The sequence below is a fragment of the Streptomyces sp. CoH27 genome, from assembly GCF_020181035.1.
Lineage (GTDB): Bacteria > Actinomycetota > Actinomycetes > Streptomycetales > Streptomycetaceae > Streptomyces > Streptomyces camelliae.
Genome location: NZ_JAIQYY010000021.1, coordinates 178,864 through 204,278 on the forward strand (window position 1 = coordinate 178,864; position 25,415 = coordinate 204,278).

At 69.0% G+C, this 25,415-nt stretch carries 22 protein-coding genes and 3 pseudogenes; 10 read left to right on the plus strand and 15 right to left on the minus strand.

What is annotated here, in order from left to right; translation table 11 throughout:
* Positions 1 to 2: 2 nt before the first annotated feature.
* The 7 genes from ccsB to hemL all read right to left on the minus strand — a co-directional run bounded on the left by ccsB (position 3) and on the right by hemL (position 7,914).
* Positions 3 to 1,082 carry a c-type cytochrome biogenesis protein CcsB gene (ccsB, locus tag LE548_RS32330; RefSeq protein WP_225100561.1) on the minus strand — a complete coding sequence of 360 codons (1,080 nt, stop codon included), beginning with the start codon at positions 1,080 to 1,082 and terminating at the stop codon, positions 3 to 5.
* 186 nt (positions 1,083 to 1,268) lie between these two features.
* Positions 1,269 to 2,981 (minus strand): cytochrome c biogenesis protein ResB, encoded by a 1,713-nt coding sequence (locus LE548_RS32335; protein ID WP_225100562.1) that lies wholly within the window; start codon positions 2,979 to 2,981, stop codon positions 1,269 to 1,271.
* A gap of 3 nt (positions 2,982 to 2,984) precedes the next feature.
* Positions 2,985 to 3,755 (minus strand): cytochrome c biogenesis CcdA family protein, encoded by a 771-nt coding sequence (locus LE548_RS32340; protein WP_225100563.1) that lies wholly within the window; start codon positions 3,753 to 3,755, stop codon positions 2,985 to 2,987.
* 1 nt (position 3,756) lies between these two features.
* Entirely contained in the window at positions 3,757 to 4,347 is a 591-nt protein-coding gene (locus tag LE548_RS32345) for a TlpA disulfide reductase family protein (RefSeq protein ID WP_225100564.1), read from the minus strand.
* A gap of 130 nt (positions 4,348 to 4,477) precedes the next feature.
* The gene (locus tag LE548_RS32350; RefSeq protein ID WP_225100565.1) at positions 4,478 to 5,746 is read right to left on the minus strand and encodes a hypothetical protein; all 1,269 of its coding nucleotides are present in this window, start codon (positions 5,744 to 5,746) and stop codon (positions 4,478 to 4,480) included.
* Between the two features lie 147 nt (positions 5,747 to 5,893).
* Positions 5,894 to 6,553 carry a histidine phosphatase family protein gene (locus LE548_RS32355; protein WP_225100586.1) on the minus strand — a complete coding sequence of 220 codons (660 nt, stop codon included), beginning with the start codon at positions 6,551 to 6,553 and terminating at the stop codon, positions 5,894 to 5,896.
* Between the two features lie 44 nt (positions 6,554 to 6,597).
* Positions 6,598 to 7,914, minus strand: a complete 1,317-nt coding sequence (gene hemL, locus LE548_RS32360; protein ID WP_225100587.1) for a glutamate-1-semialdehyde 2,1-aminomutase — start codon at positions 7,912 to 7,914, stop codon at positions 6,598 to 6,600.
* Positions 7,915 to 8,233: 319 nt separating this feature from the next.
* On the opposite strand from hemL, the gene LE548_RS32365 reads away from it, so the two are divergent.
* Positions 8,234 to 8,860, plus strand: coding sequence for a hypothetical protein (locus tag LE548_RS32365; protein ID WP_225100566.1), 627 nt, complete (start codon positions 8,234 to 8,236; stop codon positions 8,858 to 8,860).
* A 222-nt stretch (positions 8,861 to 9,082) separates the two neighbouring features.
* Here the strand turns inward: LE548_RS32365 and LE548_RS32370 are convergent, their stop codons facing one another.
* Positions 9,083 to 9,631, minus strand: coding sequence for a flavoprotein (locus LE548_RS32370; RefSeq protein WP_225100567.1), 549 nt, complete (start codon positions 9,629 to 9,631; stop codon positions 9,083 to 9,085).
* A complete protein-coding gene (locus LE548_RS32375; protein WP_225100568.1) occupies positions 9,628 to 10,899 on the minus strand; it encodes a helix-turn-helix domain-containing protein in 1,272 nt (423 codons plus the stop codon). Before LE548_RS32375 ends, LE548_RS32370 begins: the two co-directional genes overlap by 4 nt.
* Positions 10,900 to 11,075: 176 nt before the next feature.
* On the opposite strand from LE548_RS32375, the gene LE548_RS32380 reads away from it, so the two are divergent.
* From LE548_RS32380 to LE548_RS32410, 7 genes and pseudogenes are all read left to right on the plus strand, one after another.
* Positions 11,076 to 11,459: an ATP-binding protein gene (locus tag LE548_RS32380; RefSeq protein ID WP_308030857.1), complete on the plus strand. Its 384-nt coding sequence runs from the start codon at positions 11,076 to 11,078 to the stop codon at positions 11,457 to 11,459.
* 55 nt (positions 11,460 to 11,514) lie between these two features.
* A complete protein-coding gene (locus tag LE548_RS32385; RefSeq protein WP_225100569.1) occupies positions 11,515 to 12,834 on the plus strand; it encodes a UDP-N-acetylglucosamine 1-carboxyvinyltransferase in 1,320 nt (439 codons plus the stop codon).
* Positions 12,831 to 14,069, plus strand: coding sequence for a metallophosphoesterase (locus LE548_RS32390; RefSeq protein WP_225100570.1), 1,239 nt, complete (start codon positions 12,831 to 12,833; stop codon positions 14,067 to 14,069). The genes LE548_RS32385 and LE548_RS32390 overlap by 4 nt, the downstream gene beginning before the upstream one ends.
* Positions 14,066 to 14,272: pseudogene (locus LE548_RS46645) on the plus strand (dCTP deaminase); the annotation flags it as partial. The gene LE548_RS32390 and the pseudogene LE548_RS46645, both read left to right, overlap by 4 nt.
* A 166-nt stretch (positions 14,273 to 14,438) precedes the next feature.
* Positions 14,439 to 14,720 (plus strand): annotated as a pseudogene (locus tag LE548_RS46650) (deoxycytidine triphosphate deaminase); the annotation flags it as partial.
* A gap of 23 nt (positions 14,721 to 14,743) precedes the next feature.
* Complete coding sequence (locus LE548_RS32405) at positions 14,744 to 15,832, plus strand: glycosyltransferase family 4 protein (RefSeq protein ID WP_225100588.1); 1,089 nt, start codon at positions 14,744 to 14,746, stop codon at positions 15,830 to 15,832.
* Positions 15,833 to 15,927: 95 nt separating this feature from the next.
* A complete protein-coding gene (locus LE548_RS32410; protein ID WP_225100571.1) occupies positions 15,928 to 16,971 on the plus strand; it encodes a serine hydrolase in 1,044 nt (347 codons plus the stop codon).
* A 253-nt stretch (positions 16,972 to 17,224) separates the two neighbouring features.
* Here the strand turns inward: LE548_RS32410 and LE548_RS32415 are convergent, their stop codons facing one another.
* The 6 genes and pseudogenes from LE548_RS32415 to LE548_RS32440 all read right to left on the minus strand — a co-directional run bounded on the left by LE548_RS32415 (position 17,225) and on the right by LE548_RS32440 (position 23,082).
* The gene (locus LE548_RS32415; RefSeq protein ID WP_225100572.1) at positions 17,225 to 17,551 is read right to left on the minus strand and encodes a DUF6087 family protein; all 327 of its coding nucleotides are present in this window, start codon (positions 17,549 to 17,551) and stop codon (positions 17,225 to 17,227) included.
* A 196-nt stretch (positions 17,552 to 17,747) separates the two neighbouring features.
* Positions 17,748 to 18,020: pseudogene (locus LE548_RS32420) on the minus strand (YdcF family protein); the annotation flags it as partial.
* A gap of 200 nt (positions 18,021 to 18,220) precedes the next feature.
* Entirely contained in the window at positions 18,221 to 19,873 is a 1,653-nt protein-coding gene (locus LE548_RS32425; RefSeq protein ID WP_225100573.1) for a glycoside hydrolase family 13 protein, read from the minus strand.
* Between the two features lie 46 nt (positions 19,874 to 19,919).
* Positions 19,920 to 20,762: a carbohydrate ABC transporter permease gene (locus LE548_RS32430; protein ID WP_225100574.1), complete on the minus strand. Its 843-nt coding sequence runs from the start codon at positions 20,760 to 20,762 to the stop codon at positions 19,920 to 19,922.
* Positions 20,763 to 20,764: 2 nt separating this feature from the next.
* Positions 20,765 to 21,688 (minus strand): carbohydrate ABC transporter permease, encoded by a 924-nt coding sequence (locus LE548_RS32435; protein ID WP_225100575.1) that lies wholly within the window; start codon positions 21,686 to 21,688, stop codon positions 20,765 to 20,767.
* Between the two features lie 5 nt (positions 21,689 to 21,693).
* Complete coding sequence (locus tag LE548_RS32440) at positions 21,694 to 23,082, minus strand: ABC transporter substrate-binding protein (RefSeq protein ID WP_225100576.1); 1,389 nt, start codon at positions 23,080 to 23,082, stop codon at positions 21,694 to 21,696.
* 300 nt (positions 23,083 to 23,382) lie between these two features.
* On the opposite strand from LE548_RS32440, the gene LE548_RS32445 reads away from it, so the two are divergent.
* Entirely contained in the window at positions 23,383 to 24,402 is a 1,020-nt protein-coding gene (locus LE548_RS32445; protein WP_225100577.1) for a LacI family DNA-binding transcriptional regulator, read from the plus strand.
* 153 nt (positions 24,403 to 24,555) lie between these two features.
* The gene (locus LE548_RS32450) at positions 24,556 to 25,083 is read left to right on the plus strand and encodes a DUF6083 domain-containing protein (protein ID WP_225100578.1); all 528 of its coding nucleotides are present in this window, start codon (positions 24,556 to 24,558) and stop codon (positions 25,081 to 25,083) included.
* Positions 25,084 to 25,415 lie beyond the last annotated feature (332 nt).

A 25,415-nucleotide genomic window follows, 5' to 3' on the forward strand; every position in this document is an offset into this window, starting at 1 on the left:
GGTCACACGCCCGCGTAGGAGTGCTTGCCCGTGACGAAGATGTTGACGCCGTAGTAGTTGAACAGGAAGCAGCCGAAGGCGATCATCGCCAGGTAGGCGGCCTTGCGGCCCTTCCAGCCGGCCGTCGCGCGGGCGTGCAGATAGCCGGCGTAGGCGACCCAGGTGATGAAGGACCAGGTCTCCTTCGGGTCCCAGTTCCAGTAGCGGCCCCAGGCGTCGCCCGCCCAGATCGCGCCCGCGATGATCGTGAACGTCCACAGCGGGAAGACCGCCGCGTTGACCTTGTAGGCGAACTTGTCCAGGGTCGCCGAGGCGGGCAGCCGCTCCAGGACCGAGGTCGCGAAGGCGCCGGGCTTGCCGCCGGTCTGGAGCTTGGTCTCGTACGAGTCCTTGAACAGGTACAGGATCGTGGCGACCGCGCCGACGTAGAAGACCGCGCCGCAGAAGATGGCCGTCGAGACGTGGATGTACAGCCAGTACGAGTGCAGGGCCGGGACCAGCTGGTCGCTCGCCGTGTAGAGGACCGTGACCGCGAGGCCGAGGTCCAGCAGGACCGTGGTGGTCAGGAACAGACCCATCCAGCGGACGTTCTTCTTCAGCGCCAGCAGCCCGAGGTAGACGGCGACCGCGACCGTGGAGAAGGTGATGTTGAACTCGTACATGTTGCCCCACGGCGCCCGCTGCACGGAGGCCGCGCGGGTGATCACCCCGGCCAGCTCCACGACGAACGCGAGGACCGTGAGGGAGACCGCGATCCGGCCGTAGAGGTCGCCCTGGACGTCACCGCCGTGCGCGCCGGGGCCGTCCGGCACGTCCCGGGCGCCGGCCGCCGCGCGGACGACGACCTTCGGCCGCTCCAGTACGGCGGTCCCGCCGGCCTGCTTGACGGTGACCGCGGGGCCCTGGCCGGCCCGGGTGTCCGCCGTGAGCGCGTCGGCCGTACGGGCCACCTTGCTGCGGCTGCCGAACAGCCACTCGGCGATGTACGCGAAGAAGGCCAGCGTGTAGACGGCCATGGACGAGTAGATGAGCGTGTTGCTCATGCTCGCCAGATGTTCGTTGGTGGCAGCGGCGAGTGTCACCTCAGCACTCCTTCGGGTGAATGTCCCGGCGACTTGCGGCCCGGCGATGAGGTCTGGAGGAAGCTTGTGGCCGTGTTACCGGGCTGGTTTCAACCCGGCTGGCGTTGATCGTGGAAGACCTGGCGGGCCGCTGGTCCGTCGGGCGGCGTGAGCCAGGAAGCTCCCTGGAACCGCGAGGGAGCGGATTCAATTCTCAGCCCCTTCGGCAGCTGCGGTGTCGGAGTCGGACACGGCGTCCGGCTCCGCCTCCGAGGCGTCGGGTGCGCCCGGCGCCTGGTCGTAGAGGGTTCCGGCGAGGGTGCCCAGTTCCTCGGGCACCTTGGCGGACTCGCTGCGGCCGAGGCCGGCCATCTCGACGACCGTCACGCCGTCGGCGCCGCGCACCGCGCGCACCCACACCCGGCGGCGCTGGATGAACAGGGACCCGGCCAGGCCGAAGATCGCGGCGACGGCACCGCCGAGCGCCCAGATGCTGCCGGGCTCCTGGACGATCTCGAAGCCGGCCCACTGCTTGATGTCCTTCTCGAAGGTGATGGACCCGGCGCCGTTCGGCAGCGTCATGGTGTCGCCCGGCTGGAGGAGCTTCTTCAGCAGCTGGCCCTTGCTGTCCTTGAACTCCTTCATGTGCGTCTTGTCGAGCTGGTACACGCTCTGCGGGATGCCCGAGTCGACGCCGAGGTCGCCGTGGTAAGCGTTCACGGCGAGCAGCGGGTTCAGCAGCGCCGGGAACTGCGAGAGCATCGTGCCGCTCTTCGGGTCGAAAGTCGGCACGAAGAAGGCCTGGAAGCCGAGCTGCTCCGAGACGCCCTGCCCGTTCTTGTAGCCGTCCATCACCTTGATCACGCCGTTGGAGCTGACGTTGCCGTCGAGCGGCAGCAGCGGCACCGCGTCGTGGTAGACGACCTTGCCCTTGCCGTCGCGGACCGTGATGACCGGTGCGTAGCCGTGGCTGACCAGGTAGACCTTGGCGTCGCCGATGTGCAGCGGCTGGTTGACCTTGATGGTGGTCGCCTTCTCCTTGCCGTACGCGCCCTCGCTGTAACCGAGCGTCGCCTGGAAGGTGCGCGGCGTGCCCTTGTTGGGGCCGCTGATCTCGTAGGTGCCGGTGAACTTCTTCAGGTCGAAGCTGAACGGCACGAGGTCGTCGTCGCGGAACAGGCTGCCGGACTTGAAGTCGTCGTACTGGAGGATCGAGTTGGCGAAGCCGTCGCCCTCGACGACCAGCTTGGTGCCGTCCGACTTGTACAGCTGGCCCCAGGCGAAGGCGATCAGCAGCACGATCAGGGCGATGTGGAAGACCAGGTTGCCCACTTCGCGCAGATAGCCCTTCTCGGCGGCGACGGCGTCACCGGCGGCATGGGCGCGGAAGCGCTTCCGCTTCAGCAGGGCGAGCGCGGCCTCGCGGACCTTCTCGGGGTCCTCGGTGGTGCGCCAGGTGGTGTAGGCGGGCAGCCGGTCCAGCCGCTTGGGCGCGCCCGGCGGGCGGCCGCGCAGCTGGCCGGTGAACTGCCAGGCGCGCGGGATGATGCAGCCGATGAGGGAGATGAACAGCAGGATGTAGATCGCGGAGAACCACACCGAGCTGTAGACGTGGAACAGGCCGAGCTTGTCGTAGATCGGCGCGAGCGCGGTGTGGGCCTTGCGGAAGTCGTCGACCTTGTTGAGGTCGGCGCCGGACTGCGGGATCAGCGAGCCGGGGATCGCGGCGAGCGAGAGCATCAGGAGCAGCAGCAGCGCGACCCGCATGGAGGTCAGCTGCCGCCAGAACCAGCGGGCCCAGCCGATGATGCCGAGGCCGGGCGCCACGGAGATCTCCTCCTGGGGCGCGGTGGACAGCTGGGAGCCGGCCGCGCCGAGATCCTCCTGGTCCTGGCCGGTGTCGGTTGCGGTCTTGGTCATCGATCAGATCCCCACAGTGAAGCCGGTGGACCAGGTCTGCATCTGCTGGACCAGGCTGTCCCAGGCGCCGGTCAGCAGCAGCACACCGGTCGCGATCATCATCGTGCCGCCGATGCGCATCACCCACACATAGTGGCGCTTGACCCAGCCGAAGGCGCCGAGCGCCTTGCGGAAGGCGACCGCGGCGAGCACGAAGGGCACCCCGAGGCCGACGCAGTAGGCGATCATCAGCACCGCGCCGCGTCCGGCGCTCGACTGGTTCATGGAAAGGAGGTTCACGGACGCGAGGGTCGGGCCGATGCAGGGCGTCCAGCCGATGCCGAACAGGGCACCGAGGACGGGCGCGCCGATCAGGCCGGCGGTCGGCCGCTTGTGGAAGCGGAACTCGCGCTGGGTGAGCCAGGGCATCAGCCCCATGAAGAAGACGCCCATGGCGATCATGAGCACGCCGAGCACCTTGGACAGCGTGCCCTGGTACTCCTGGAGGGTGGAGCCGAAGAAGCCGAAGAGCGCGCCGCCGGAGACGAACACGGAGCTGAAGCCGAGCACGAACAGCGCGGCCCCGCCGACCATCCGGCCCCGTCTGGCCTCCGCCAGGTCGGTGCCGGCGACGCCGGTGACGTAGGAGAGGTAGCCGGGGACCAGCGGCAGGACGCAGGGCGAGAAGAAGGAGACGAGTCCGCCGAGCAGGGCGACCGGCAGGGCGATCAGCAGGGCGCCGTTGAGCACGGTCTGGTTCTCGCCCGTCGCCGCGAGCGTCACGAGGGCGCTCACGTCACTTCTCCGCCAGGACGGGCTGGAGCATCTTCAGCAGCGCGGTGTCGTCGAGCGCCTCCAGGGCCCGCGCGGCGACCTTCCCCTGCCTGTCGATGACGAGCGTGGAGGGGATCAGCTGCGGGTTGAGGGTGCCCTTCTTGAAGCGGAGCATCAGCTTGCCCGTCGGGTCGTACAGGCTCGGGTAGGTGATGCCGTGTTCCTTCTCGAAGTTGACGGCGGGGGTGGTGCTGGTGTCGCGGGTGTTGATCCCGACGAACTGCACGCCCTTGCCCGCGTAACTCTGCGAGACCTTGGCGAAGTACTTCGCCTCTTCCCGGCACGGGCTGCACCACGAGCCCCAGACGTTGACGACGACGACCTGGCCCTTGAAGGAGGCGACGTCGAGGGTCTTGCCGTCGATGGTCGTGCCGGACAGGTCCGGGGCCGCGTCGCGCTTGCCCACGGGGGCGGTGGCGATGCCGTTGTTGCCGGTGACGAAGTTGGTGTTGCCACCGCCGCCGGAGGTGCCGCCCTTGCCGCACGCGGACAGGGTCAGGGCCGCCACAGCGGCCATGGCGCTGAGCAGGGCGGCGCGGCTACGGGTACTCATGTGAAAAGTTTCGCATGGCCGTTCCGGGGATCTCGCGCGCCCCCCTGCCGGTCGGAAAACCGCATTTCAGGGCGTATTTACACGGGACATTTCCGACAGGGGGGCACCGCAGGGGGTATGGCTGCGGCGGTCAGGCGAGGAAGGTCTTCCAGCCGCCGGTCGGCGCCTGTCCGGGGGCCAGCGTGCGCAGCTTGGCGAGCACCTCGGGCTTCTGCACGTCGATCCAGTCGGCGAACTGCCGGAAGGAGACCAGCCGGACGTCGGCGCCCTTCTCCTTCGCCTGCGCGATGTGCTTGAAGGCCTGCTCGACGGCGTCCATGTAGATGCCGCCGTTCCAGTGCTCGAAGTGGTTGCCGATGAAGAACGGCGCCCGGTTCGAGAAGTACGCCCGCTTGAAGCCGGCGATGTACGCCCCGGCCGCCTGCTCGCGCCAGGCCGGGTAGTTGTAGGCGGGCGCCTTGGTGGAGTTCGCCGACTGGTTGAACATCATGTTGTAGTCCATCGAGAGGACCTGGAACTTCCTGCCGGGGAAGGGGATCGCCTGCAGCGGGAAGTCCCACAGCCCGTGCTTCTTCACCGGCCACATCTGCAGCCCGCCCGGCGAGGAGGCGTCGTAGCGCCAGCCCAGCTCACGGGCGGTCGGCAGCAGGTTCTCCTGGTTGAGCAGGCAGGGCGTGCGGCTGCCGACGAGTTCCTTCTCGTAGTCGAACGGCAGGGCCGGCATGTCCGTGAAGCCGGTGTTGGTCTTCCAGTTCTGCACGAAGGACTTGGCCTGCTTGATCTCGCTGTGCCACTGCGCGGGCGTCCACCACTTGACCGACGTGTGGGCGTCGCCGCAGAAGTGCCCGTTGAAGTGGGTGCCGATCTCGTGGCCTTCGAGCCAGGCCCGGCGAATGTTGGTCAGCGTCGCCTTGACGTGCTCGTCGTTGAGGTAGCCGATGTCGGAGGCGCCGATCTTGTTGTTCGGCGGCTCGTACATGCGCCGCTTCGACTCGGGCAGCAGGTACAGCCCCGAGAGGAAGAAGGTCATGGACGCGCCGTGCTCCTTGGCCAGGTCCAGGAAGCGCGGGAAGAGCCCGTTGCCGACCTCGCCGGCACCGTCCCAGGAGAAGACCACGAACTGCGGCGGGGTCTCGCCCGCTTCCAGCGGCCGGGGGGCGTCCGGCTGGTGCGGCTGCTTGCCGGTGTACGACGTGGAGCCGTCGCCGATGAGCTTGCCCTGGGGCGCGCTGCTCGCGTCGCCGCCCTGTCCGCTCTTTCCGCCGCCGGAACCGCCCGAGCCGCCGGCACCGTCGGATGACGTGTTGCTCCCGCAGCCGGAAAGGGTGGCGGCGGCCGCCGCGCCTGCGCCGAGGCTGAGTATGCCCCGGCGGGAGAGGGTCCGGGAGACGGTGCGCATGGAAGATCCCCGATTCGTCGCGCCTTCGGTGTGGGTCACCCACAGAGAGGGCACAGCGATCGGGGAGGTTCCGTTAATTCTTATGTTTTTCGCAATAGTTACGGCAAAAGCGATCCAAGCCCGGTCAAACGGACCGTCAGAAAATGGTCAGGCCCCGAAGGCCTTGCCCTGAGCGGCGTTCTTGCCCTTCTGCGGCTTGGCTCCGGCCCGCAGATGGGCCGGGACCAGATCGATGGCGGGCTCGCTGTAGCCGACCGACACGATCTTGTCGCCGAGGTAGGTGAACGTCGTCAGGGAGGCGAGGGTGCACTGCCGCTTGCGCGGATCGTGCCACAGCCGGCGCCGCTCCACATAGGACCGGACGATCCAGATCGGCAGCTGATGGCTGACCAGCACCGCCTCGTGCCCGCGCGCCTTGTCCTTGGCCGCGTTCAGCGCGCCCATCATCCGCACGACCTGATCGACGTACGGCTCGCCCCAGGACGGCCGGAACGGGTTGACGAGGTGCTTCCAGTTCCCGGGCCGCTGCAGCGCGCCGTCCCCGACCCCGAACGTCTTCCCCTGAAAGACGTTGTCGGCCTCGATCAGCCGCTCGTCGGTGTCCAGGTCCAGCCCGTGCGCCTTGGCGATCGGGGTGGCCGTCTCCTGGGCCCGCTCCAGCGGCGAGGCGCAGACGTAGGTGACGTCGCGGGGCGCGAGATGCTCGGCGACCCGGTCGGCCATCTGCCGCCCCAGCTCGGACAGGTGGTACCCGGCCAGCCGCCCGTACAGGATCCCGGTCGGGTTCTCGACCTCACCGTGCCGCATGAGGTGGACGACGGTGACGTCCTTGCTGCCGTCGATGGGGGTGCTCACGCGGTGGCCTCCGCAGCGGCTCGGGCCGCCGCCGGGAGGGCGTCGGCGATGATCTGGACGGCCCGTTCGTCGTGGGCCGTGGACACGAACCAGGACTCGAAGCAGGACGGCGGCAGGTAGACGCCGTTCGCGAGGAGGGAGTGGAAGAACGCGGTGAAGCGGAAGGCCTCCTGCCGCTTGGCGTCCTCGTACGTCCGCACCTGACGGTCGGTGAAGAAGACGGTGAACATGTTGGAGGCGTTCTGCACCCGGTGCGCGACGCCCTCCTTGCTCAGCGCCTCGCTGACCAGGCCCTGGATCTGCGCGGACACGGCGTTGACCTTGTCGTACGCCGCGTCGTCGAGCAGCCGCAGCTGGGCGAGACCGGCGGCGGTGGCGACGGGGTTACCGGACAGCGTGCCCGCCTGGTACACGGGCCCGGCAGGCGCGAGGTGGGCCATCACATCGGCGCGCCCCCCGAAGGCGGCGGCCGGGAACCCACCCCCCATTACCTTCCCGAAGGTCATCAGGTCGGGCTTGACCCCGTCGATCCCGTACCACCCGGCCCGGCTGGTCCGGAAGCCGGTCATGACCTCGTCGGAGATGTAGAGGGCGCCGTTCTTGTGGCAGGCGTCCCGGAGCCCCTGGTTGAACCCGGGGTCCGGCGGCACGACGCCCATGTTTCCCGGCGAGGCCTCGGTGATGACGCAGGCGATCTCCCCGGGGTGCCGGTGGAAGGCCTCCTGCACGGCTTCGAGATCGTTGTACGGCAGCACGATCGTGTCGCCGGCCTGGGCGCCGGTGACACCCGGCGTGTCGGGCAGTGCGAACGTGGCGACCCCGGACCCGGCGGCAGCGAGAAGGCTGTCCACGTGCCCGTGATAGCAGCCGGCGAACTTGATCACCTTGGACCGCCGGGTGAACCCGCGGGCGAGCCGGATGGCGCTCATGGTCGCCTCGGTCCCGCTGCTCACCAGCCGGACCTGCTCCACGGGCTCGACCCGGGCGACGATCTCCTCGGCGAGCGCGACCTCGCCCTCACCGGGTGTACCGAAGGACGTACCGCGCGCGACGGCCTCCTGAACGGCGGCGAGGACCTCGGGGTGCGAGTGCCCGAGGATCATCGGCCCCCAGGAGCACACGAGGTCGACGTACTCACGCCCGTCGGCGTCGGTGAGGTAGGCCCCCTTGCCCGACGCCATGAAGCGGGGCGTGCCGCCGACGGCACGGAAGGCGCGCACCGGGGAGTTCACACCGCCGGGCGTGACGGCGCAGGCGCGGTCGAAGAGCGCCTGGGAGACGGGCGCGTCGTAGGGATAGGGCGTTTCGCTCAGGGCACTCATGACGTGCGGCTTCTCCGGCTTCTCTGACTCCGGTTGCGTGGTGACCTCCTCAGGGTAGGCCGCGGCTCGCCCCGCGAGTGGCCCGCCTCGGATCGGAACCGTGATCGGACCCTGGGCATCTGCGAGACTGAGACCTGATACACACAGCTCATGAGCACGTAGTACTGGTAGTGGTCATGAGCTGTTGAAGATCCTGCGGACTGGTGTTTCACCGCACGTTTCGGCGGGCGGCCGTGGGGGAGGTCACTGACACGATGATCGGGTTGCGCGGCGGGGGCCACGCGTCCTAGAAAAGCAGTCGGGTGGAGATATGCATCGCGGTGGCGGACTGGGCGAGGGGACTGATGACCTGGGTCCTCGACGTGCCCGGCGGGGAAGGCACCGGCGCGAGGCGGAGGAAGCGACCGAAGCACATCGGACACAGGGTGGACCGGGCGAGCCCGAGCGGCACGACCGGCGGGCCGACCGCCTCAGGGCGGGGAGCAGGAATGGTGGTCGGGTGGGGGTGACGTACAAATACTTCGGCGCGCCGGACGGCGCGACCGCGGCCCGCGTCCCCATCTCGATGCGTCCCGAGGAACTCGGCGGCGACGAGCTGGGCATGAACGGCATGTTCACCAAGATCAAGCCGGAGACGATGGCCGCGATGGTCCTGACCGGCATCGAGGGCGTCCCCCTGCACAAGGTGCCACCCCTCGAACTGGTCGTCCTGCACCCCGACTACGCGGTCGTCAAACTCCCCATGACCGTCGTCGACCCCCTGCGCGGCATCGGCGAGGAAGCGGTCGGCGCGGCGGCTTTCATCTGGTCGACGGTCCCGGACCGGGGCGGTCCACGGGACGCGTTCAATGTGTACCAGTTGCTGCACGAGTGGCAGGACTTCTCGCATCGGTTGCATGAGGCGGGGCATCAGCCTTATTGCCTTGTGTGGCCCTGAGCTGGGGTTTCGTGAGGTTTGGGCGGGGTCTTCGGGCCTCGCCTTTTTCAGTGCCGGAGAGGGGCTGTCAGGCGGCCAGGGCGCATTGGTTTCGCTGCGGCAAGGTCTTCGGATCACCGTCCGGCTTGCCCCACGGCAGGGTGAAGTTCCCCAGCCTCGTCGCCGCCCAGCTCGTCCAGTCCACGGCCCTGGCGCTACTGCCTGGCTCCTGACACCCCGGAATCAGCCGGCGAGCCTGGGCTCCAGCAGGTCCAGAGCTTCCTCCCAGCGGAACCGGTCCGCCCCGCCGCCGACCCTCGGCTTGTGCGGTTCGCACGAGCCGATCATGACGCCCATCCCCCGCAACCGCTCCAGGCTCTGCTCGTAGGCCGGGTGGGCGGCCTGGGCGGAGTTCAGGTAGGGCAGAGCCACAGTCGGGGTGCCCATGCCATACGCCTCGCACAGGATGCCCAGCGCGAGGGTGTCGGATATCCCGGCTGCCCACTTGTTGATCGTGTTGAAGGTAGCCGGGGCGACCGCGATGGCGTCCGCCGGCGGCAGCGGGCGAGGGTCGCCCGGCGAGCGCCAGGCGGAGCGGATCGGGTAGCCGGTCTGTGCCTCGACCGCCGTCGCGTCGATGAAGCCGAGGCCCTGCGGTGTGGCGACGACACCGACGTCCCAGTTCGCCTCCTGGGCAGCGGTGATCAGCTTGCCGACGTCACGGGCGACACCGGCCGCGCACACGACGACGTACAGGAAGGGCTTCTTGTCCAGGGCGGTCGGTTCGGTCACGCGGGGACTCCCAGTTGGCGGCTGAAGTGGTGCAGCTCCGGCAGCGTACGACGACGGTCCCGAGCAGCCATGTCGGCGACCAGGTTGCGGACGTCGGGGCGGCGGATGTCCTGTGCGGCGCAGGTCTCGGCGATGCGCAGGGCCTGGTAGCCGTCGGCGAGACGGCCCTGCTGGCTGTAGGCGCGGGCCGCCTCCACCCACAGGGCGGCGCGTCGCTCGGGGACCGGGATGTGCCGGCGCATGAGGGGGCGGGCCGCCTGGAGGGCAAGGCCGGCGTCACCGAAGGCCACCAGGGCACTCAGCTCGTGCAGGGCGACATTGGTCGGGCTGAAGGTGGCCCAGGCGTCGGGCCGGTCCAGGGTGACGTACCGGGAGACTTCCTTGGCCTCGGTGAGGAATTCCTTTGTGGCCGCGCGATCACCGCGACTGCTGGCCGCGGTCACGCCGCGCAGGAGTAGCAGTCCTACGGCAACGAGGTACTTCGGAGAGCGCCGGTCGTAGGAACCGGTGAGCTGGTCGGCGGTGTGCCGGACCAGAGTGACGGCTTCGGTGGCGTGCTTCTCGCGCACCAGGACGTGGGCCTGGACACGGACGCTGGAGGCGAGGACCACCGGGTCGCCCGAACGTTCTGCTTCAGCCATCGCCCGGCCGACGGCGAGCCATGCGTTGCCCTGGTCGTGCTGTTTGAGCAGCAGGCTGGTCGCGGTCTGGTAAGCCGTGGCCAGGAGCCCGGACACCGTATCCCTGTCCGTCGCCTCGCTGGCGGCCAGTCGCAGGTCACCGATCAGATCCGGGAGGGTGCGCTCCAGCTCTGTGTAGTGGCAGGTGTGGAAGAGCCTGAGCGCCGATCCGACTCGTTCGTACAGGACGGCCGTGTCCTGCGGGCCACCGGTGCCCGCGTGGCCGGGGCCGGGCAGGAGTGCCTGAACGAGGGCGGTGTGCGGGGTCGAAAAGCCAGCCGGGGCCGCGAGCGCTGCAATGCTCGCGGCGAGGAAGGTGCGGCGGTGCATGTCATCAGCTTCTGGGTCGGCGACAGAGGCGCCCTGAGCGGGGGCGAGGCCCAACTCGTGGGGTGAGATGTCCAGTTCCTGCGCGACGGCGCGTAATACGCGGATGTCCTCCGTGCCGCGACCGCTCTCCAGACGGCTCACCTTGGACTGGTGATACCCGAGCGCTGCGGCCACGTCGTGCTGTGAACGCCGCTGTAACACCCGTGCCCGACGGATCCGTTCTCCGATCCGTCTCGCTTCCCCATATGCATCGGCCATCTGCCACGGCTCCCTCCGCCGTCGCTGATCCTGCCTGCTCAATCGAGCATAGATCAGTCGTAGTTGGCGGTGATGCAGCTCCTGCATAACTCATGCAGCGCCCGCGCACGAGCTAACCACTCATGGCGACGGGCTGGTTGCTTGGTGTGGCCCCCACCTACACCGGGAGGCCGCTCATGGAAGCGCACCAGCTCGCTCTTTCCCTGCCCTCGACGCCCGCCGCAGCGAGCGAGGCCCGGCACCAGGCCGTGGTCGCGATAGCGGGCTGGGACACGGAGCTGGACGCCGAGGTGGTGCACACGGCTGCACTACTGGTCAGCGAGCTCGTCACCAACGCGGTGCAGTACGCCGGCACCGGATCGGCCTCGCTCACAGTCTGTCTCGACGAGGCCGTCCTGCGAGTCGAGGTCTGCGACGCGAGCCCGGTGCTGCCCCAGCCGGCTCTGCCCGATGTGGACAGCGAGGGCGGCCGGGGCCTGACCTCGTCGCCGCTCTCGCTGACCGGTACCGCGCCGAGCCGACGGAGAACGGCAAGCGCTGCTGGGCCGAGATCGATCTGATCACCAAACCCAGCCAGGACATGGCCTGTTTCCTTCCTCTGCAGAGGAGTTGATGATGACGACCACCCACGCCCCCGGCGTGGCCGCCGAGGTGATCGCCGTACGCCCTGGGCCACCACTCGCCGGCACCGTGAGCGTCGACGGGTCCAAGAACGCCGCTCTGCCGCTCCTGGCCGCCACGGCTGCCCTCGGCCGCCCGGTTCGGCTGAGCAACGTCCCGGACAGCACGGACGTCCAGATCATGCTCGTTCTGCTGCAACAAGCGGGCTGGCATGTCACGCAGCCCGTCGGCGAACCGACCACCTATGTGATCCTGCCGACGGAGTCATCTCGGGGACTGCCCGATCTGGCGCAGGCAGCCCACATCCGAGCCTCGTACTACCTCGTCCCCGCCTTGCTCGCGCGTTACGGCCAGGCGCGGCTGCCCTGGCCAGGCGGCTGCCGGATCGGTGCGCGCGGGATGGATCTGCACTTCAAGGTGTACGAGGCGTTCGGCGACCGGAGCCGGCAGGACAGTTCCGGATACGGCATCGAGGCCCACACCTCACAGACCGGCACCGTCTCCATCGCACTGCCCTTCCGCTCCCGCGGTGCGACCGTGGCCGCGACACTGCGCGCCTTCACAACCGGCCGACCTTTACGGCTGGGTCAGCCAAACCTCTCACCCGAAGTCCTGAGCGTGCTCGACGCCCTGAGTTCGGTGGGCTGGGAGACGCACGCCGGCGAGCATGTACTCACTCTCGCACCGCCCTCCTGGCCGCCGACTGCCCCCGCTGCCTGGACAGTGCCCGGAGACAAGATCGAGGCAGCCACGCTGGCCTGCGCGATCGCCGCGACGCGCGGTACTGCCCGTATCGACGGCGTGCAGGGCAAGGACGTAGGCCCGTTCGTGGCTGCCCTTCATCAGCTCGGCATCCCCGCAGACGCGGAGCCGAATGGCCTTACCGTCCGCGCCCAAGAGACAGCCCCCACTGGCCGTCCCCTGCGGGCCATCGCCTCCCTGAGCCCGGCCGGCCTGGACGCCGACTTCGAACCACCGCTCATGGCACTCGCCCTCGGACTGCCCGGCACGCACCTGTTCGCCGACGCCATCAATCCCGGCCGCCACGGCAACCTGCTGCCGCAGCTGTCCCGCCTGGGCGCCGAGATCGAGGAGATCTCCCCCACCGAATGCCGCCTGACCGGGCCCCAGCAGCTGACGGGCGCGGGCGTCGAAGCCACTGACATCCGCACCGGGTCCGCCCTCATGGTCGCCGGCCTCACCGCCCGAGGCGTCACCACCATCGGCGGCCTCGACCAGCTGCGCCGCGGCCACGCCGACCTGTCCGGCAAGCTGCGCGCCCTGGGCGCCGACATCTGCGAGGTCACCCCATGACCACCGACGGCCGGAACCTACGCCAGATCGTTGCCACGACCGACGTCCACTCCTCCTTCCACAACGCCACGCCGTTCCTGACCCACCTCCACGCGCTGCGCCCGACCTCGCTCATCGTGGACTGCGGCGACTTCTTCGAAGGCAGCGGCTACTACCGCCTCGCCCGCGGAACCATCGAGCGGGAGATCCTGCTCAGGCTGTACGACGTGCTGGCCCCCGGCAACCACGGCTGGGGTCACCACTTCGAGCCGGACCTTCACCGGCGCACTGTCTGTGCCAACGCCGTCGACGCCAACACCGGCGACGCACTCTTCCGCCGCTTGCACATCGCGGACATCGCTGGACGTCGCGTCGGCGTAACCGCTGTGATCGGTCGGCAAGCCTTCCACTCGATCCCAGCCGCCCAGCGAACCGGCCACTGTGTCATCGATCCCCTCCAGGCCCTACGCGAGCTGATGCTCGCTCACCACCACGAGGTGGACAGCTGGGTCCTGCTCAGCCACTCCGGCTTCGACGACGACCGGAAACTCGCTGCGGCCTGTCCCTTTCTCGACGTGGTCTTCGCGGGGCACTGCCACAGCGATCAGTACAGGCCGGTCCGAGTCGGCGACACACTGGTCGTCAAGGGCAGGGAACTCGCCGACGGCTATGCGATCGCCACGCCCGTGGGCACGGGATGGGGTGCGGGCACCACGTCCTTCCCGGATCGGGCCCCGAGCGTCGTTCCCACGGAACTTGCGGGCCTGCGCTCACGCATCGAGGACGTCAAGCAGCAGCTGGCCGGCGTCCTCGGCCCGATCAGACCGGCCTACCGCCACCAGTCCCTTGACCGGCGCAGCCTGCTCATGGACCTCGCCGCCCGCCTGCGTACGGCACTCGGATCAGACGCGGTCATCCTCAACGAGACGGCACTACGCGCCGTACCACTCGGCAACACCCTCACCCAGGGCGACCTGCTCTCCATCGAGCCGTTCGCCAACCAGCTGGTGAACGCCCACGTACCTGAGCCGGCACGCAGGGACTTCACTGGCTGGCTGTCACATCTGACCGCCCAGACCGGCCCGCTCGTCATCGCCCCCGATCCCTTGCCGGACGCCATCACCACCGTACTGACCACCGACTACCTCGCCGACACCTACCTCGGCGAGCGCACGCACGAGGCCGGCCTGCGCCTGGACCAGGCCGTCCAGCACGTCCTCACCGCTCCCGACACCGCGGAAGGAGGCAGGCAATGATCCTCACCGGCCCGGAAATCAGCGCTGCCGCTCACGACGGCCGCCTCCGCATCACCCCGTTCGCCGCCGGCCAGGTCAACCCCAACAGCTACAACGTGCGTCTGGGCCCCACCCTGATCACGTACACGAGCACCGTCCTGGACGCCCACCGGCCCAACCCCACCCGCGCAGCCACCATCGGCCCGGACGGGCACGTCCTCCAGCCAGGCGAGCTCTACCTCGGCCACACCCTCGAAGAGGTCGGCTCCGACACCTTCGTGCCGCTGCTGTTCGGCCGCTCCTCCGTCGGCCGCCTCGGCCTGTTCGTCGAGATCACCGCCCCCATCGGCGACATCGGGTTCCACGGCCAGTGGACGCTGATGCTCACCTTACGCGCAGTTGCTGAACGGCGACCGCACCACCGGCTCCCTGGGCGTCTGGGTTCACGTGTCGGCTCCGCTCGGACACCAGGGCCATGCGATCCGCTGGACGCTGGAGATCCGCGCCGCCCGACCGGTGCGCGTGTATCCGGGCATGACCTTCGGCAAGCTCGTCTTCCTCACCACCTTCGGCGCCCCGGCCAGCTACCAGCAGCAGCCTTCCAAGTACGCGTCCACGGAAGGCATCGACATCTCGCGCCTCTACGAGGAGATCGACGGAGGAGCGCGGTGAACGCTCGCTCGGCCACCGGCCCGATGGCCGCCACCTTCCTGGATCTCCCCGTCGGAAGCCCCGGCGGCAGCGTCGAGCTCTTCCTCGACCTCTACACCGGCCAACAACCCCTCATCGCGGCCCGCGCCTTCATGCTCGCACCACCTGGTCACGCTCCCCGTCCACCCACCGGACTCAACGTGCTCCCCGTAGCGGGCAAATGCCTGGAAGGAACGGCCTTCAGCCGCTACGTCGCCACCCTGCGCAGAGCGCTTACAGCCACGCTCGATCCCACACAGATCGACGTCATCCACTTGCAGCACCTCGCATTCGGCGCCACCCCAGCCCTCATCCGGGCGATGCCCGCGCATCCCCGGATCGCCCTCGTCCACGGCACGGACCTGCTCTTCGCCGAGACCCGCCGAGACCAGCTCCAGGTGCTACGCGAAACAGCCAGGGCCGCCGACGCCATCGTGGTCCCGACCACCGCAATGGCCGACCGCCTCCTCAAGCTCGCCCCGCAGATCGAACGCCGCAAGATCACCCATATCCCCTGGGGCATCCCCGACCACCTGCTCACCGCCCCGCCCGCCCGGCCGGCACGCACCTCCACCAGCCACCTGCGGCTCCTGTACGCAGGACGCCTGACCGCAGAAAAGGGTGTCGCGGCCCTGATCAAAAGCCTGGCTCCCGTGCCCGGTGTCGAGCTGAGCGTCGCAGCGCCCAGAGCCCAGTTCCACGCACTGGCCCCACTGCTGCAACGAGCCGGCGTACGAGTCCGCTACCTCGGCTGGCTCCGTCGCCCACAGCTGTGGAAAGCCTTCACCGAACACGACGTACTGGTCATGCCGTCCACCACCCTGGAGGCCATGGGACTGGTCGCACTGGAAGCCCAAGCGTGCGGGCTCCCCGTCCTCTACCAGCCCGTACCCGGCCTCAACGAAGTCCTCGCCGCTTCCGGCATGGCCACCGACTTCACCCACTCCGCCGCACTCGCGCGCGACCTCGACCGGCTGAGAAAGACACCCGGGCTGCTGACCGCGCTCCGACAGGCGAGCTATGCCAACGCGGCACGCTATCCCCTCTCGGCGACCGCACGATCCCTGACCGACCTCGGCCGACAGCTCACATGAACCGACCGCCAGACGGCCCGACACGTCACTACCCGAACCGCTCCGCGAACGTCACTACGCTGACCGACGGGATACCCCCGGCGAAGAGGGAGACCATGACGTACGACCGCGACCGCATCGACGCCCTGCTCGACGAGGGAGTCCGCGACAAGGTGTACCCGGGCGCCGTGTGGGCCGTCGGCGACGCCACCGGCATCCTCGCCCAGGGCGCCACCGGCGTCCTCGACCCCGACGAGCCGGACGTGCCGATGCGCGCCGACACCGTCTTCGACGCCGCCAGCCTCACCAAAATCCTGGCCGTCTGGTCCTCCATCGGCGCCCTGTGGGAGGACGGAACCCTCGACCTCGACCAGCCGCTCGGCACCTTCTGGCCCGAGGTCGTCGGCCACCCACTCGGCACCGTCACCACCCAACAATTGCTGACCCACACCGCCGGTGTCCCGCTACGAGCCCAACTGAAGAACCTCTACGGCACCAACCCCGAGGAGATCCGCCGAGGCGTCCTCCGTGAACGACTCCATCGAACACCCGGAGAAGCCGTCGAGTACACCGACCGGGCTGCCCTCATCCTGGGCTACCTCGCCGAACACCTCTCCGGCCAGCCTTTGGACCAACTGGCCGCTGCCCGCACCTGGCACCCACTGGGCATGAACTCCACCCGCTTCGGCCCCCTGCCGACCGACATCGCCGCCCGCTGCGCGCCCACCGAACTGGACCAGGACACCGACACCCACCTCAAGGGAGTCGCCCACGACTTCTCGGCCCGCCTTCTCGGCGGCGTCTGCGGCATCGCCGGCGCCTTCACTGTCCTCGACGATCTCGCCGCCTTCCTCCGGTTCATGCTCGCCCCTGACACGTCCCATTTGCGGGCTGGTTTCGGCAGCAGGTGGATCACCCGGTCCCTGACCATCCAGACGGGTGAGCTCCAGCCAGCTCGTGGCCTGTTCTGGCACCCCGCTCCCGGCACCACCGCCGAGGAGGACGTCTGGGTCCACTACGGATTCACCGGAACAGGCATGTGGATCTCCCCCACCGACGGCCGGTGGGCGGTGCTCCTGACCAACAAGCTTTACTACACCCGCGACCGAAGCCCTCTGACCGATATCCGCAACGAGTTCCGCACACTCGCTTTCAGGTAGGGAACACTGCACGGTGGACCGGGTTCGCCCCCCAACACCCACCTGCGAAGCCCTTCCATCTGCGGGAACCGCCAGCCTGGTCATAGCCGCTGCCGTACGCCTCACAAGCAACTACCATTCCGGCATTCGGGCTGCCTCTGGGGGGCAGAGTGAGTCTGTGGGATGCTCGCGTCGCTGAGGGGACGCGCACCGTGCTCCCCCCGTCCCCCCATCCACTCCACCCGTGCGGCAGCTGCAAGCGCGGAGGGGCTGGTCACCTCTGCGCCCAGCCCCCGCCGTCCGACCTGGGTAGCTGGGGTTTGCGGTGCTTGCCGGTGCCGGAGCCGAGCGGCTTCGGCACGGGCCTGGGTGGCGGCGGCTCGTTGGACTCCGGGTACAGGATGGCTTTGGCCTCGGCCAGGTTGGCGGCGAATCCGTACGGCTCCCACATGTGCCCGTTCCAGCGCTCGATAGCGCGGGGCGCATCCGGATTCAGATGCGCTGCCCTGGGGCCGTCGCCGGATACGACAGGTACGGCGCGAAGTCGGCCGATCTTCGCGTCACGGCGTTCCGCCCAGTTCTTCAGCGGCTCGTCGTCCATCCTGGCGTTCCTCGCATCGGTGGCGGCTGTCTCAGCAGGGTAGCGGCCACTGCGGGCCGTTCGGGTTCCCGAGCCAGACGACCTGCTCGTCGCGAGTGGCGGTCACACCGAACGTGGCGGTGTTCGGTGAGCCGTACTCCTCCCAGGTGCTCACTGCCGACTCGACCACGTCCCACAGACGGCGGGGGCCTCCTTAGTGGACGGCCTCGCCGCGCGGAAAGCGGGCGCGGGTGGTGGGGCTGTTGCCGCCGCTGAACACCAGGACGGGGAAGAGGCCGGCCTGGTAGAGGTCGGCGGCTGTGGTGGCCACGCCCAGATCGTGGCTTCCCAAACCGATCGCCGCCGAGCAAGGTCGCAGCTCGTGCCCCATCTGGTGGTAGTTCCAGATCAGCGTCACGTCACGGAACTGCTCGTTGGTGGTCCGGCGCTGATAGTGCTCCTGCACTGGTCCTCCCTGGCTCTGCCTCATCCTGCTGCCCCTTCGCTCTCGATCCTGCCCATGGTGCTGGGCGGCCTCTGCACGGGGGCGCCGGAGGGCGGGTTCGGTCTCCCACGATTGGACCAGGGCCTGTCCGGTCGGCGGGGAGGAACACCGGACAGGCCCTGGCGGAATGGGGTGCGCAGAGGCGCGCTGGATCGGACGTCTGCGGAGAGTCCCGTCGCAGTCCCTCAGTCCCGCTGCAGCAGGACCGTGGTGTCCGGGGGCAGGAACCCGTCCTCGCCCAGCGGCCCTGAGGCGAGGAGGGGGCTGGAAGCGTCGGGGAGCGGGACCGACTGGTCGGAGAGGTTGACCGCGCAGAGCAAACCGTCGCCCCGTTCGAAGAACAGCGTGCCCTCCGGGCTCTCCAACCAGCGGAACTCCTCGCCCCGCAGTCCCGGGTGGTCGCGGCGCAGGCGCAGGGCTGAGCGGTACAGCCGGAGCATGGAGTTGGGGTCGACCTGGTTGGCTTCCGCGGTGTACGACTTCCAGTCCCCCGGCTGGGGCAGCCAGGGGGCAGCCCCGTTCTCGCTGAAGCCGAAGGGCGGGGTGTCGCCGGTCCACGGGAGGGGGACGCGGCAGCCGTCGCGGCCTCGGAGGGTGTGGCCGGAGCGTTCCCAGATGGGGTCCTGGAGGAGGTTTTCGGGGATGTCCTCGACCTCGTAGAGGCCGAGTTCCTCGCCCTGGTAGATGTACGCGCCGCCGGGCAGAGCCAGCATCAGCAGGGCCGCCGCGCGGGCGCGGCGGGTGCCGAGGGCGAGGTCGGTGGGGATCGACCGGTCCCGGAACAGGGCCTGGACGCCGGTGTCGGCGCGGCCGTAGCGGGTGACGTGGCGGGTCTCGTCGTGGTTGGACAGGACCCAGGTGGCGGGCGCGCCGACGGTGCCGAGGCTGGTGATGCTGCGGTCGATGACCTCGCGCAACTTGTCGGCGTCCAAGGGGCACTTGAGGAAGTCGAAGTTGAACGCGGTGTGGAGCTGGTCCGGGCGGAGGTATTCGGGCATGCGGTTGGGGCGGACGTGGGCCTCGGCGACGAAGACGCGGGGGTCGGGGTAGCTGTCGGCGAGGGCCCGCCAGCTGCGGAAGATGTCGTGCAGGCCGTCGCGGTCCCAGTGCGGGTGGTTCTGCTGGCCCTCGCCCGTGAGGACCGAGAACTCGGTCAGGCCGAGGTCGGGCAGGGCGGGGTCCTTGACCATGCCATGGGCGACGTCGATGCGGAAGCCGTCGACGCCGAGGTCGAACCAGAAGCGAAGGATCGACTCGAACTCGGCCCGCACCTCGGGGTTGTCCCAGTTGAGGTCGGGCTGTTCGGGCGCGAAGAGGTGGAGGTACCACTGGCCGTCGTGGGTGCGGGTCCAGGTGGGGCCGCCGAAGGCCGCGTACCAGTCGTTGGGGGGCAGGGAGCCGTCCTCGCCCTTGCCATCGCGGAAGATGAAGCGGTCTCGTTCCGAGGAGCCGCGCCCGGCCGCCAACGCCTGCTGGAACCAGGCGTGTTGGTCGGAGGTGTGGTTGGGGACGATGTCCAGGATCACCCGCAGGCCGACCTCGTGGGCCTCGGTGATCAGCTGCTTCGCCTGGTCGAGGGTGCCGTACGCGGGGTGGATGTCGCGGTAGTCGGAGACGTCGTAGCCGCCGTCGGCCAGCGGGGACGGGTACCAGGGGTTGATCCAGATCGCGTCGACGCCGAGGTAGGCCAGGTACCGCAGGCGGGAGCGGAGGCCGGCGATATCGCCGGTACCGTCGCCGTCGCCGTCGGCGAAGCTGCGTATGTAGACCTGGTAGATGACGGCGGAGCGCCACCAGTCGGCGTCGGCGGACGGCGAGGTGGGGGTCGGGTTGCTCATGGTGCTCGGTCCTTACTGTCTGAAAGTAAAGGGTGGGGGGTGGTGGTCAGCCCTTGACCGAGCCCTGGAGCAGCGCCTTGACGAAGTGGCGTTGCAGGAACAGGAACACGAGGATCGTGGGGGCCATGATGAGCAGGGCTCCGGCGTTCAACAGGACCTGATCGGTGCTGTATTTGGTGGTGAACGCCTGCAACGCGCCCGCCATGGTGCGCTTGTTGGGGTCGTCGATCAGCACCAGGGCCAGCAGGAACTGGTTCCAGGTGGACAGGAACATCAGCAGCGCCAGGGAGGCGATGGCGGGGCGGGCGAGCGGCAGGTGGATGTGGAACAGGGCGCGCCAGGGGCCCGCGCCGTCCATGCTCGCCGCCTCGGACAGGTCCTTCGGTACGCCCACGAAGTGCGCCCGCATCCAGAACACCGCGAACGGCATGTTCATCCCGATCAGCGGGAGGATCAGCGCCCACTGGCTGCCCAGCAGGCCCATGGCCTTGGTCTGTTCGTAGAGCGGGACGATCACGATCTCGTACGGCAGGGTCAGGGTGAGGACGAGGACCGTGTAGAAGATCTTGCCGAGCGGGATCTCCAGGACGGTGATCGCGTACGCGGCCATCGTCGAGATCAGGACCGCCACCGGGACGACGCCGAGCACGATGAGCGTGCTGGACTTCAGCAGGGTCGTGATGTTGGCGACGTTCCAGGCGTCGACGAAGTTGTGCCAGTGGGGGTGCGTGGGCCAGCTCAGGCCGGAGGGGAAGGAGCCCTGCGGGGCGAGGGCCGCGGTGACCATGCTCAGCAGGGGTACGACCGAGTAGAGCGCGGCGGCCGTGATGAGGACGAGTCCGGGGGCGCGGCGGCGCAGGGCCCGCACGGTCTGCGTGCGTTCGGGCATGGTCACTTCTCCCGGAACAGGCGCTGGAGCGGGGCCACGACCGCGATGACGATCAGGGCGAGGACGACGGCGAGCGCGGAGGCGGCGCCGAGGCGGCTGTCGTTGAAGGCCAGGTTGTAGACGGCGACGCCGGGGACCATGGTCTGGGTGCCGGGGCCGCCCTGGGTGGCGAGGTAGACGACGTCGAAGCTGGCGAGGGCGGCGATGATCGTGATGGTGACGCAGACGCCGATCTCGTTGCGCAGGCCGGGCAGGGTGACGGCCCAGAACTGGCGGATGGGCCCCGCGCCGTCGATGCGGGCTGCCTCGTACAGGCTGTTGTCGATCTTTCCGATGCCGGCCAGCAGCAGCATCGTGCACAGGCCGGTGGACAGCCAGGTGCCGATGAAGCCCACGGCCGTCAGAGCCCAGTGGAAGTCGGCGAGCCAGGCGCGGGCGAGAGAGCCCAGGCCGACGGCGCGCAGGAACTGGTTGACCACGCCGTTGTCGGAGTACATCCACGTCCAGGCCACACCCGCGGCGGCGCCCGGGATGATCTGCGGCAGGAAGAGGAAGGTGCGGGCCACGGTCCCGGTGAAGCGGCCCTCGATCCGGCGCAGTACGGACGCGGTGATCAGGGCGAGGGTCACCGGCAGGACGGTGAAGAAGAGGATCAGGTAGAAGGCGTGCAGCAGGGCGGAGAACTGCTCGGAGTCGGTGAAGACGGCCGTGTAGTTCTTCAGGCCCACCCAGGTGGAGGCGCCGATGCCGTCCCAGTCGTAGAAGGAGTACTGGATCGACAGCAGCACCGGGTAGAAGTTGAAGATGCCGTAGAAGGCGAGGGCGGGCAGGGCGAAGAGCCAGCCGGCCCACCGCCGGGCCCGGAGCCTGTTGCGGCCCCGGGCAGCGACGGCGCCCTTCCTGATCGGTCGGCGGGTGGAGGGCATGGGGCTCAGCTGCTCTTGATCGCGTCGGCGTAGGTGGTCTGGAGGGTCTTGACCATCGCGGCGGGCTCGACCTTGCCGGAGACCAGGAGCTGGAGCTGCTGGATCAGCTTGGTGTTGACCGCGGGGGCCGCGTTCTGGATCCAGCTGTCGAAGCCGTTGTCGGCGGCGATGGCGGCGTAACCGGCCTGGATCTGGTCGGTCGCGGTGCCGGACAGGGACGGCGCGGCCACCTTCTGGCTGCCGGACGTCACCGCGGCGTATCCGTTGGCGACGGCGACCTTCGCGGCCTCGGGCGTGGTGAGGAAGTCGAGGAACAGGGCGGCGGCATCCTTGTTCTTGGAGTGCGCCGCGATCGAGTAGGCGAGCGTGTTGCTGGTCATGCCCGCGTACTTGCCGCCCTTCTCCGCCGGCGGCATCGGGAACACGCCGTACTTGCCCTTGAAGGTCTTGTCGATGGTCTGCGTGATCCAGCTGCCCTGGAAGAAGAGCAGGCCCTTGCCGCCGGTGAACTGGCCGTACGACGCCTCCTGGTTGACGGCGTTGACGTCGGAGGCGAAGTAGCCCGCCTTGATCCACTTCTGCAGGGTCTTCGTGGCCTCGACCGCCGCCGGGGTGTCCAGCGTGGCGCCCGGCTTGTGGTTCACGAAGTCACTCAGCTTCTGGGCGCCCATGTAGTCGCCGAGGAGCAGGTTGTAGAGGTGGCCGATCAGACCGTCCTGGTTGGAGGCGACGATCGGGGTGATCCCGGACGCCTTCGCCTTCGCCATCACCGCTTCAAGCTCGGCGATCGAGGAGGGCACCGCCGTCATGCCGACCTTCGCGGCCAGCTCCTTGTTGTAGAAGACGCCGACCAGCGGACCGGCCGAGCCGCCCGCCTCGTAGAGCGAGCCGGAGCCGATCACGCCGTTGGACACCCGGCCGGGGGCGAGCGCGGAGGCGGGGACCTTCGAGCTCCAGCCGTACGCCTTGTCGTAGGCGTCGAGGTTGGTGAGCAGGTTGTCCTTCACCCCGCCGAGGAGGTCGTTGGGCGCGGCGATGTCGGGCGCGGAGTCGGAGGCGAGCAGCCTCGGCAGCACGGTGTTGTAGTTGTTGTCCGCCTCGACCCGCAGCTTGACCTTGATCTTCGGGTACTTGGCCGTGAAGGCGTCGGCCAGTCCCTGCTCGTACGTCTCCAGACCGGCCGCGGAGAACAGGTTCAGGGTCGCCGGGGTGCCGGCGACGTCGGTGTTCACGGCGGTCGGGGTCGCGCCGGCCGAGGAGGAGCCCGAGCTGGAGCCGGGTCCGCTGCACGCGGCGAGCGTGGCCAGTGCCGACGCGGCGGCGACGGCCGCCAGCGGGGCGCGCAGGCGGCGGCCGACGATTCTGGCGGGGGAGGTGGGGTGCTGCTCAGGCATGATGCCTCCTCGCATCCATGCGGCTGCCGCGCCACTTGGGGTCGGCAGACAGAGATCGGGGTGCTTCTCGGACCGGGCCGCGGGGAGTGCGAAGCGGGTTTCGGAAGCGTTTCCGTTGCCGAAAGACTGAGGTGGCCGACCACGTCTGTCAAGTAACGAAAGCGCAACACGCATGTGACATGCTGAAACGATCAGATGGCCGTACAGCCCGGTAACCGATACCGACGAGCCCTTCGGAAACTCTTCCAGAAATCTTGGAAGCGTTTCCGAAACCATCCGAAGGTGAGTTAGCCTTCCCGCATGGCGCAGAGCTCCCAGAAGATCAACATGGCGGACGTGGCCCGCGCGGCCGGCGTCTCAATGGCCACCGCCTCACGCGCGCTCAACAACGAGAGCGGTGTCGCCGAGGCCACCCGGCGCCGCGTCCTCGCGGTCGCCGAGGAGCTCTCCTACGTCGTCTCCCCCGAGGCATCCCGCCTGGCCGGCGGCGACACCGGGCGGGTCGCGGTCGTCGTACCGCACATCTCCCGCTGGTTCTTCGCGGCGATGCTGGAAGGGCTGGAATCGGTGCTGCGGGCCGCCGACCTCGACGTACTCCTGTACCACGTGGACGGCATCGAAGACCGCCACGACTTCTTCCACCGCCTGCCAGCCCGACGGAAGGTCGACGCAGTGGTCGTCCTTGCCTTCCCGGTCGGCGAGGAGGAACAGCGGCGCCTGGAACTGATGGGCGTCACGGTCATCGCGGCGGGCGGCCAGCACGCGCCGTACCCGAACGTCTCCATCGACGACGAGACCGCTGGCCGCCAGGCCATGGACCACCTGCTCTTCCTGGGCCACCGCCGCATCGCCATGATCGCCGCCGTCGACCCAGACCAGCCCGGCGAACTGCAACCCTCCGCCCGCGCCCACGCCTACTACGCCGCCCTGCGCGACGCGGGCATCCCCCTCGACGAACGCCTCGTCGTCACCGTCGACTGGGGCGGCGACCAGGGCGCCGACGCCATGGCCAAGCTCCTCAGCCAGCCCGAACCGCCCACCGCCGTGTACGCCCACTCCGACGAGGTCGCCCTCGGCGCCATCCGCACCCTGCGCCGGGCGGGTCTACGCATCCCCGACGACATGTCAGTCATCGGCATCGACGACCATCCCGTGGCCGAGCTGACCGACCTGACGACCGTGCGGCAGCCGGTACGGGAGCAGGGAGAGCTGGCCGGGCGAATGCTGCTGAGCATCCTGCGCGGGGAGGAGACCGAACGCGATGTCGTCGTACCGACCCAACTCGTCATCCGGGGCAGCACCGCGCCACCCCGATCCTGAGCCAAGGAACCGACCTGGCCACGTCCTGCGCGGCGGTCGGGCCGTCGTGTACCCCCTGAGTCACTTGGCGCGCCTGCCTGCCCCGCACTCCCCCACCAATGCGCCCGGATTGCGCCCTACCCACACATAAGCCGTACACGGACGCTCAACAGCATGGGGGGAGCAGACGAGACGAGCACCAGCGCATTACCCGACCCGGACGATGCCATGCAGCGCGTCATCCCGTTACCCAGCCCGGACGAGCAGTGGCAGCCGCCACCTGGCACCCCACAGCCGTGGATGAACGTCGACCGCGCCCAAGCCGCCATGGACGGCGCCGACGCACCCGAGCCGCCGTCCCCGCCCCTATGCCCGCACTGTGGGCTGGTCGGCGAGCGCCACCCGACCTACTACGGGGCGTATGTCCTCTTCCAGCCCGGTCTGACGGCGCCCGCGCACATGGTGCCGGCGTGGCACCGGTGGTACGTCGACCCAAACGGCACGGCGTGGAACAGCGGCCACGAGGAGCCCGCACCGGGGGCAGAGTGCCGGGTGCCTCACCGGTTGGCGTGTCCGGGGCTGACGCTGGAGGAGATCGGGCTGTGGCGGTGGCTGGACGCAGTGCGTCAGGAGAACGCGCGGTGCGCGCAGCGTCAGGCCGATGAGCAACACGTCCCAGGCAGTCTTCCGGACGTCGGCTGAGTTCGGATTGCGCGGTGCCAGACTGACAGGAGCGCATAGGCGCTGGGTCCCGAGGAGGGCACATCCAGGGCACATGAGCCCGGGAAACGGCGTTGACCCGTGAGAACTACCGAGACGAGTTTCCCCAAGTCAACGCCCATTCCACCGAGAAACCCCAAGTCACCACCCCACCCCTCCCATTCGCTGCACGAGTGGCAGGACTCCAGCCATCGGTTGCATGAGGTGGGGCATCAGCCGTATTGCCTGGTGTGGCCCTGACCTGACTCTATGAGGGCCGGGCCCCCTTCCCTGCACAGCCCGGTGGATTCTGGTTCCGGGTCCCGTACGTGCTC

What these genes read in the sequence shown, in the direction of transcription:
- LE548_RS32335 (WP_225100562.1), bottom strand. Translation starts at nt 2,981, where the DNA reads ATGACCAAGACCGCAACCGACACCGGCCAGGACCAGGAGGATCTCGGC.
- LE548_RS32345 (WP_225100564.1), bottom strand. Translation starts at nt 4,347, where the DNA reads ATGAGTACCCGTAGCCGCGCCGCCCTGCTCAGCGCCATGGCCGCTGTG.
- LE548_RS32350 (WP_225100565.1), bottom strand. Translation starts at nt 5,746, where the DNA reads ATGCGCACCGTCTCCCGGACCCTCTCCCGCCGGGGCATACTCAGCCTC.
- LE548_RS32355 (WP_225100586.1), bottom strand. Translation starts at nt 6,553, where the DNA reads ATGCGGCACGGTGAGGTCGAGAACCCGACCGGGATCCTGTACGGGCGG.
- LE548_RS32365 (WP_225100566.1), top strand. Translation starts at nt 8,234, where the DNA reads ATGCATCGCGGTGGCGGACTGGGCGAGGGGACTGATGACCTGGGTCCT.
- LE548_RS32375 (WP_225100568.1), bottom strand. Translation starts at nt 10,899, where the DNA reads ATGGCCGATGCATATGGGGAAGCGAGACGGATCGGAGAACGGATCCGT.
- LE548_RS32380 (WP_308030857.1), top strand. Translation starts at nt 11,076, where the DNA reads ATGGAAGCGCACCAGCTCGCTCTTTCCCTGCCCTCGACGCCCGCCGCA.
- LE548_RS32385 (WP_225100569.1), top strand. Translation starts at nt 11,515, where the DNA reads ATGACGACCACCCACGCCCCCGGCGTGGCCGCCGAGGTGATCGCCGTA.
- LE548_RS32390 (WP_225100570.1), top strand. Translation starts at nt 12,831, where the DNA reads ATGACCACCGACGGCCGGAACCTACGCCAGATCGTTGCCACGACCGAC.
- LE548_RS32405 (WP_225100588.1), top strand. Translation starts at nt 14,744, where the DNA reads ATGGCCGCCACCTTCCTGGATCTCCCCGTCGGAAGCCCCGGCGGCAGC.
- LE548_RS32410 (WP_225100571.1), top strand. Translation starts at nt 15,928, where the DNA reads ATGACGTACGACCGCGACCGCATCGACGCCCTGCTCGACGAGGGAGTC.
- LE548_RS32415 (WP_225100572.1), bottom strand. Translation starts at nt 17,551, where the DNA reads ATGGACGACGAGCCGCTGAAGAACTGGGCGGAACGCCGTGACGCGAAG.
- LE548_RS32425 (WP_225100573.1), bottom strand. Translation starts at nt 19,873, where the DNA reads ATGAGCAACCCGACCCCCACCTCGCCGTCCGCCGACGCCGACTGGTGG.
- LE548_RS32430 (WP_225100574.1), bottom strand. Translation starts at nt 20,762, where the DNA reads ATGCCCGAACGCACGCAGACCGTGCGGGCCCTGCGCCGCCGCGCCCCC.
- LE548_RS32435 (WP_225100575.1), bottom strand. Translation starts at nt 21,688, where the DNA reads ATGCCCTCCACCCGCCGACCGATCAGGAAGGGCGCCGTCGCTGCCCGG.
- LE548_RS32440 (WP_225100576.1), bottom strand. Translation starts at nt 23,082, where the DNA reads ATGCCTGAGCAGCACCCCACCTCCCCCGCCAGAATCGTCGGCCGCCGC.
- LE548_RS32445 (WP_225100577.1), top strand. Translation starts at nt 23,383, where the DNA reads ATGGCGCAGAGCTCCCAGAAGATCAACATGGCGGACGTGGCCCGCGCG.
- LE548_RS32450 (WP_225100578.1), top strand. Translation starts at nt 24,556, where the DNA reads ATGGGGGGAGCAGACGAGACGAGCACCAGCGCATTACCCGACCCGGAC.